7 protein-coding genes are annotated in these 6,572 nt (G+C 57.7%); 1 reads left to right on the forward strand and 6 read right to left on the reverse strand.

Annotated elements, in window-relative coordinates; genetic code table 11:
- From EOA85_RS23850 to EOA85_RS23865, 4 genes are all read right to left on the reverse strand, one after another.
- On the reverse strand, positions 1-139 hold a 139-nt coding region (locus tag EOA85_RS23850; protein ID WP_164759837.1), incomplete at its 3' end, for a sugar phosphate nucleotidyltransferase.
- The gene (locus EOA85_RS23855) at positions 136-1,311 is read right to left on the reverse strand and encodes a glycosyltransferase family 1 protein (RefSeq protein ID WP_127211401.1); all 1,176 of its coding nucleotides are present in this window, start codon (positions 1,309-1,311) and stop codon (positions 136-138) included. The genes EOA85_RS23850 and EOA85_RS23855, both read right to left, overlap by 4 nt.
- Entirely contained in the window at positions 1,308-2,282 is a 975-nt protein-coding gene (locus tag EOA85_RS23860) for an SDR family oxidoreductase (RefSeq protein ID WP_164759838.1), read from the reverse strand. Before EOA85_RS23860 ends, EOA85_RS23855 begins: the two co-directional genes overlap by 4 nt.
- A gap of 4 nt (positions 2,283-2,286) precedes the next feature.
- Positions 2,287-3,024: a class I SAM-dependent methyltransferase gene (locus EOA85_RS23865; RefSeq protein WP_245485977.1), complete on the reverse strand. Its 738-nt coding sequence runs from the start codon at positions 3,022-3,024 to the stop codon at positions 2,287-2,289.
- Between the two features lie 445 nt (positions 3,025-3,469).
- Here EOA85_RS23865 and EOA85_RS23870 point away from each other — a divergent pair, with 445 nt between their 5' ends.
- Positions 3,470-4,273 (forward strand): hypothetical protein, encoded by an 804-nt coding sequence (locus EOA85_RS23870; RefSeq protein WP_127211404.1) that lies wholly within the window; start codon positions 3,470-3,472, stop codon positions 4,271-4,273.
- Positions 4,274-4,289: 16 nt separating this feature from the next.
- On the opposite strand, the gene EOA85_RS23875 is transcribed toward EOA85_RS23870, so the two are convergent.
- Entirely contained in the window at positions 4,290-5,366 is a 1,077-nt protein-coding gene (locus EOA85_RS23875) for a glycosyltransferase (protein ID WP_127211405.1), read from the reverse strand.
- Positions 5,367-5,588: 222 nt separating this feature from the next.
- A partial coding sequence (locus tag EOA85_RS23880) for an O-antigen ligase family protein (protein WP_206523354.1) occupies positions 5,589-6,572 on the reverse strand: 984 nt, incomplete at its 5' end.

Below are 6,572 nucleotides of genomic sequence, written 5' to 3' on the forward strand. Positions count from 1 at the left end.
GCCGGCGCAGCGTCTTGGCCGGCATCGAGCCATCACCCGAAAAATCGTGGAACTGCTTGGGATTGTCCTCGCGCGACAGCGGCCACAGCCGTGAGCCAACGCCGCCGCTCATGACAAAACTGACGATCCGCTCGCTCATTGGGTGACACCTCTGACATTTTCAAACAAAGCAAGGAGCGCTGCCGCGTAGTCTCGGCGGCGCATTTGTTGCCGACTTTGCAGCACGGCGACACTGTCGCGGGCTAAGCGTGGGCGCTGCCCGGCTTCCAAGAGTCGCTGCGCCAGCGCTTCTGCACTATCGGGTGCGAAGAAGAGCGATTCCGGCGCCTGCTCGCGATGCAGTGGAATGTCGGACAGCAGCATCGGCGTGCCCAGCGACTTCGCTTCCTCGACCGTGGTTGACCACCCCTCGAAGTGCGAAGGGTTCAGGAGATAGTCTGCGGCACCGATCAGGGCGACGACATCGTCATAGGGAATCAATCCGAGGTGTCGAAAATGGCTTCCGAGCCGGTGCGTTTCCGCAAGCTCCATCAAGCGCTTGAACAATGTCGGGTCGCGCGGATCGGTGGTGCGCCCCGTGAGGATTATCGGCGGCAAGGAGTCCAAAGCTCCAATCTGGCCTATGTGCTTCAACGCCTCTACGACCAGCCTGTGGTTCTTGTGGACCCAGAACTGGTTGGGGAGAAAGAAGAAACGCTCGGGCACCCCATGCGCCTGGCGCGCCTCGTCGGCGCGCGCCAGGATTGCGGCTGGATCGAGATCGATAGCGAAACGCACGACAGCGGTCTTGTTGCGCGAGGCCGGATAGAATTTTTTGCAGTCCGCCAGCGCGTCCCCACTCGAGAGCATTATGGTGCGATTTCCGGACGTCTGCAGGCGATAGCCGAGATCCCTGCGCCACCAGGCGCTACGCGGAAAGAGGTGCGGCAGACGACGGTGCTGGAAATCCGGAATCCAGGAAACGACCGGCACTGGAAACCGGTTGCCGAACCACTGGGCGACTTCAAACACGACATCGATGCCTTGCGCAGCGACAAGATCCGCGAAGGGACGGTCACTTCCGCCAGCAAGTGCGATCAGCCCTCGCCTGCCGAGCCCGGCGCCCGTGACCCGGTCATCAACAATAGCAGGCGCAGCCAACATATGATCGAAGGACGCGCCAATGCTTGAATGCTGCTCAGGGGCAAGAAAAAGTTTCGCCTGCACCTTACCACGCAACTCAGAGGCTATGACGCTCAGCATGTTGCGTAGATAGGACTCGCCGCCTGACCAAGTTCCGCGGCCGATGAGAGTGAAGCCGACGGTAATCAAGGCGCGGAGCGTCGAAGATGACCGACCGGCTCGGCGAGAATTTCAGCGCGATACCAATCCACATAGCCGGCAATGCCCCTGCTGAGCGGCACCTGCAACTGAAGCCCCTCCGGGACGCCGGAGGGATCCGAGATCAGATTGACAGGGTCGCCCCGCCGGGATTCTCCAGAGAACGAGAGGCGATGGTTCCCTCCCCAGGCCTCCAAAACCATGCTGGAAATCGTGCTGACGGACGCAGGAGCGCCCGCACCGCCATTATAGACGGCGAAGCGCGGTTCGCCGGCAGGCAAAATGCGATGGATCAACCGCACGACATCCGAGACATGGTGCCAATCCCTCATTTCCCTACCCGTGCCGCCAAGCACAATGTCGGTTTCGCCTGCCGCGAGCCTTCCGCAGAGATCCCAGAGCAATTGCTTGCGCAACCCTTCGCCATAGACCGAAAAGAGGCGAGCCACCGAGACTGGCTGGCCGTATGCGGCACAATAAGACCGGCCAAGCTCCTCGACCATGCGTTTGTGATAGCCATAGGGAGAATAGGGATCAAGCGCCGCGTCGACCCTGATCGAACCCGCATGGCCGCCGCCATAGACGGCCGCAGAGGATGCAAGAACGACAGGTGCATCGGGTGCGCGTCGGCGTAAGAAATCGAGGACACGAGCCGCAGAGACAACGCTTTGTTCAAAGTCCTTCAGGGGATCGGCAATCGACTGGCCGACCGTCGCGCCACCCGCCAAATGATACACGGCCGATGGGCGACCATGTGCTGCCAGAGCCGCATCCATTGTTTCCACGGCTATTGCTCCGGAAAAAAATACGCCGCCGGTGGCCAACGCAAAACCCGGTGCTTCTTTTCGACCGAAGCCGATGACATGGCAGCCCTTTTGACCAAGAAAACGAGCGAGGTGCAGGCCGATGAAACCGCCGGCCCCGGTCACCCAGACAGGCTTTGCCTCTTTTGATTGCGTCAAGAAATCAGTCCTTCCCGTGCTTGTGGCAAAGGAAAGAGACCAAGCGCCCAGGCCGGCGATCAAGCGAGGCGGCAACCCTGGCGACGGCACCAAAGGGCACAGGCGAAAGGGCCAGGCGAACAACCGGGGAAAACGGACCAAAGATTTTGGCGAGCCTCTCGCGAATCTCCGATGGTGTCATTGGGTCATAATTCACGACGGACTGGAACGAGATCAATTCGCGATCGATCGTCAGCCCGGCCCCCTGGATTGCAGCGCGGTAGCCCGCCAGCGTAAAGGCGTTCTCTCCACCGTAGAGATGATGAAGCGGGTGGGCGCGCAGGAAAGGCTCGAGTTGCTGCGGCCCGGAGACCACGTGGTCACGCAACGACAGCACCGTCGCGCCTTCGCGAGAGAGACGCGCCATTTCGCGGCAGAAAGCCGGAAGGTCATGGGCATGATGGAGCACCTGCCGTGCGACGACCAAATCATAGCCTGCGGCGGACAACGGGATCGCCTCCCCAAACGCTTCGACCACATCGATGGGCGTGCCTGTGCTTTCGGCAAGCGCCCGGATCGCAGCGGCACCGACGAGTGCGCTCGGATCGGGCTCTACAGCGGTTACAGACCACCCCTCGCGCGCCAAGGCATAGGAGAGAATGCCGTTGCCGGCGCCAAGATCGAGAGCACGACCCACCTTGCGCGGGATCATACTGCGAACCGCGTCGAACTCCGCGCTTTGGTGATAGCGCTGCGCGGCCACGACTGGATCGTCGAAATAGGCGGCGCGGGCGAGTTCTTTCATTGAAGGCTCGCTCATGCACCAGCGGACGGCGTCTTCCCAACTCATGGCCGCTTCAGGCATCGAGAGAAACCATATGCTGGATCATCCGCGCCGGATTTCCGGCGACAACTGCGTAAGGCGGCACCTTCTTTGTCACAACGATCTCGACCTTCTCGTCAGATTTGTAGATGCGCCCACAACAGCGCCGCAAGGCTCAGCTCGACGCGTGCGACAGCGCGTTCGGTCATAGGCTTGGATGCTTCGCCCGTCCACCGTTCCGGCGTCGATCACGCTTTGGTCAGGAGGTTGTTCCAGGCGTCCAGCTAAGCTACCGTTTCCAGACTCGTCAAGTTCAGGTCACCAGAATTAGAACCGCGCGAATTTCGTCCGCGTAAAACTCACCCCGTTGACGGCCCGGAGCATCATGTTTTTCAAGACATTATTCTGCGCGATATGCCTTCTAGCCGGCTCATGGCCGGCGACGGCGCAAACGCGCACCCCATTCAGGCTTTTCGAGGCTATGAACTTCGCCGGCGGGCCCGATTTCCGCTCGTTCGGTTTCGAGCATCTCACGATCGTAGACCCTCATGTTCTGGGACATGACGTTCCTGACGCCGGCCAAGTGCAGAAAGCTCTGGCACGGCCGAGGAGCAACGAATATCTCAATATCGACATTGAAAGCTGGCCCTTGGAGGGGCCTGATCAAGCATCGTCAATCGCGAAATACCAGAAGACGCTCAGCGCATTCAGAAAGGCAGACCCGAGCGTCAAGCTTGGCCTTTATGCTGTCTTGCCGATCAGGGACCATTGGAGAGCGATCGGCCATCAGGGCGCAGTTGAACTGGACGATTGGAAGCAGCAAAACACCAAGATCGCATCCTCCCTCGTCCCTTATGTCGATGCGCTATTCCCCTCCCTGTATACATTTTACGGCGACAAGGACGCTTGGGTGGCCTATGCGCAAGCCAATATCGGGGAAGCACGAAGGATTTCACAAGGAAAGCCAGTCTACTGCTTTCTATGGCCGCAGTTTCACAAGACTTTTGCTTTTCTGCCGGGCGACCTCTGGTATGCCCAACTCGACACTTGCAGGAGGCTGGCTGACGGAATCGTTATATGGGGCACCATCGGCAGCAATTCGCCCTATCGGCCAGCGAAATGGGATGAAAAAGCGGAGTGGTGGCAGGCCACTTTGAGTTTCCTTCGGGAGCTGAGAAAGATCCCATAGACTAATCGATCGTCAGCTATACCAATTCGAGAAACCGCTCAAACTGGCGTCTTTTGCTGTATTCTTCGCGAATTGCGCGGTTCCCCGCCCGGCCGATCTCGTCCCAGGTTCCGCTATCCAATTGCTGTTCGATTCTATCCAATGCGTCCTGCGGTTGCTCGTAGACGACCATGGTTTCCCCGTCGCGCATCGGTGCGGGATAATTGCCGGAATCGGATATCAGCAGAGCGCCAGCGCCCATCGTCTCAAAACAGCGCATGTTGCCACGGTCCGGACCCGCCATATCGATCGACGCGTTGACCACGACTTTGGCTCTTCCGAGTTCGGCATACATAGCGCGACCGAATACAGGAGGCGCGCTGACACTGCGGATAATGCGCGGCCGGCGCACCGCGCGCAGGGGACCGAACCAGCCAAGCGGCGTCTCGGCGAGTGGCGTATAACGCGACAGGTCGAGATGGAAGACGACGCGTCGGCGGCTGGATAGACTTGCGACAGCTTCCAAAATCTGCCTGCGGCGCTGGTGATGACGACTGTAGCCCCCGAAAAAAAGGACATCGATGTCCCTGTTCCGGTTCGCGGCAACAGCATCGAGTTCCGGATCGTGAGCAGGAAAGAAGTGGGCGGTCCTGGCGCCCTGCTCTTCCCAAAGCCTTCGCATCGACTGGAAATTGCAAACGACGAGATCATAACCGGAAAAATCGATCCTGCCTGGCGCAGCACGCCAAGCAATCTTTCGCTTCACATGCCTCGGCAGCCGTCGCAGGAAAGAGGCGTCGTAACGAAATGGATCAAGGTTGTAGAAGATGTCCGTCTTATGATGCTCGATCTGGGCAAGAAGGATATCGGCCAGCGATGCATCTTCGCCCAGCCCATTTTCGAGGGCCCATGCCCGCTGCAGCGATTCGTCGTCTCCGTTCGTAAAAAAGGCTTCAGGGCTGCCGGCGTGCATCGGCAGCAGGATATGCGCCGCGCCGTAGCGATCGTTCAAAAACACTTCTTTCTGCGGCTCGAACCCACGAACCCCCGCCACCAGTCCGGCGAGTCTGGCCCGGTAGCTCGGCGAGATCCCGGAATTTTGAAAAATGCGCATGGTTGGTTCCCGTTGGAATTTAATCTCGGAGTCCTGGAGCGCTGATAGCGATCCGTGTTGGCCGACCAGCGGCATCCCGCGGGCACGGCGCGAGTGCCGGCAGCCGCGAAGTTCGACCACATTGAGGACGAAACCAACGCTGATACCGATCGAAATAGGACTTCAATTCACTGTCGGCCTACTGATCGGTTAAGGGACACTCAACTCTAATAGGCCCGCCGCCTAGTAAGCCTTAATTTCTGGATTGCGGTTTTTGGCAAGAAATCCCTGGTATCCATACCAAAACGATATTGTCAGAGCGGAGGTGACCCAGAATAGCGAATTTCCCCATAGGCTGCCGCTTGCCAGGCCGGCGATCGCTTCCCTGATAAATAGCACCGCAGCCAGCACCGCAGCGAGCGGGAATTTGCCGGATCGAATGATACCGACCGTCGATCTGAGTGCCAACGCTATGTGAGCCGCAAACGGCAATGATCCGAGCGCCCCCACCGCCATCAGGGATTCAAGATAGATGTTGTGAGGATAGAAATTGAACCGCATCTCGACCGCGTAACGCCCGAACACCGGGCTTTCTAGAAACTGCGACCAGGCTCCAGCGAACAATTGACTTCGTATCATCGTCGATTGATCGGCATCCACGTTGATCGTCTGAAGTCTCGCAATGACAACGTCGATGAGTTCCACGCCGCTGCTCGCCAAAATTGCCATGGCGACAACCAATGCTCCCAATATGGCGAACACTCTTTTCGAGCCTTTAAGCAACAATATGTAGACCAATAGTGCCCCCGCGCCAGCAATGTATGCACCGCGAGACCGGGAAAATACAACAACCAACAATAGCAGCGGACCAAGTATCGCGGATTGGATCGTTAATTTTTTTGTCTTTCCCAAGACAAGGAAAAAGTATATCAAAAATGCGAATGCCGTGTGCCCCATTGCTATCGGGTTGATTTTGTCAAGAGTCATTCTTTGGTCCTGACTCACGAACAGCACGTCCCTGTTTAAATAAAGTCCAATGAGAAAAATAACACAAAGAGTATTCATAACAAAAATCAGATCTGCATTTCTTATCGCCCTGTCCATCGATGCTATGATGAGTGTAGCGCCGACACCTGTCACGAAGAAAACACTAAATACCATCATGGGGCCTGGAGAGATACTTATCGAAGATAAGTAAATATTCTCTACCAGTCTACATGTATACAG

Origin of the sequence: Mesorhizobium sp. M5C.F.Ca.IN.020.29.1.1, assembly GCF_003997375.1 — a bacterium.
GTDB classification, from domain to species: Bacteria; Pseudomonadota; Alphaproteobacteria; order Rhizobiales; family Rhizobiaceae; genus Mesorhizobium; species Mesorhizobium wenxiniae.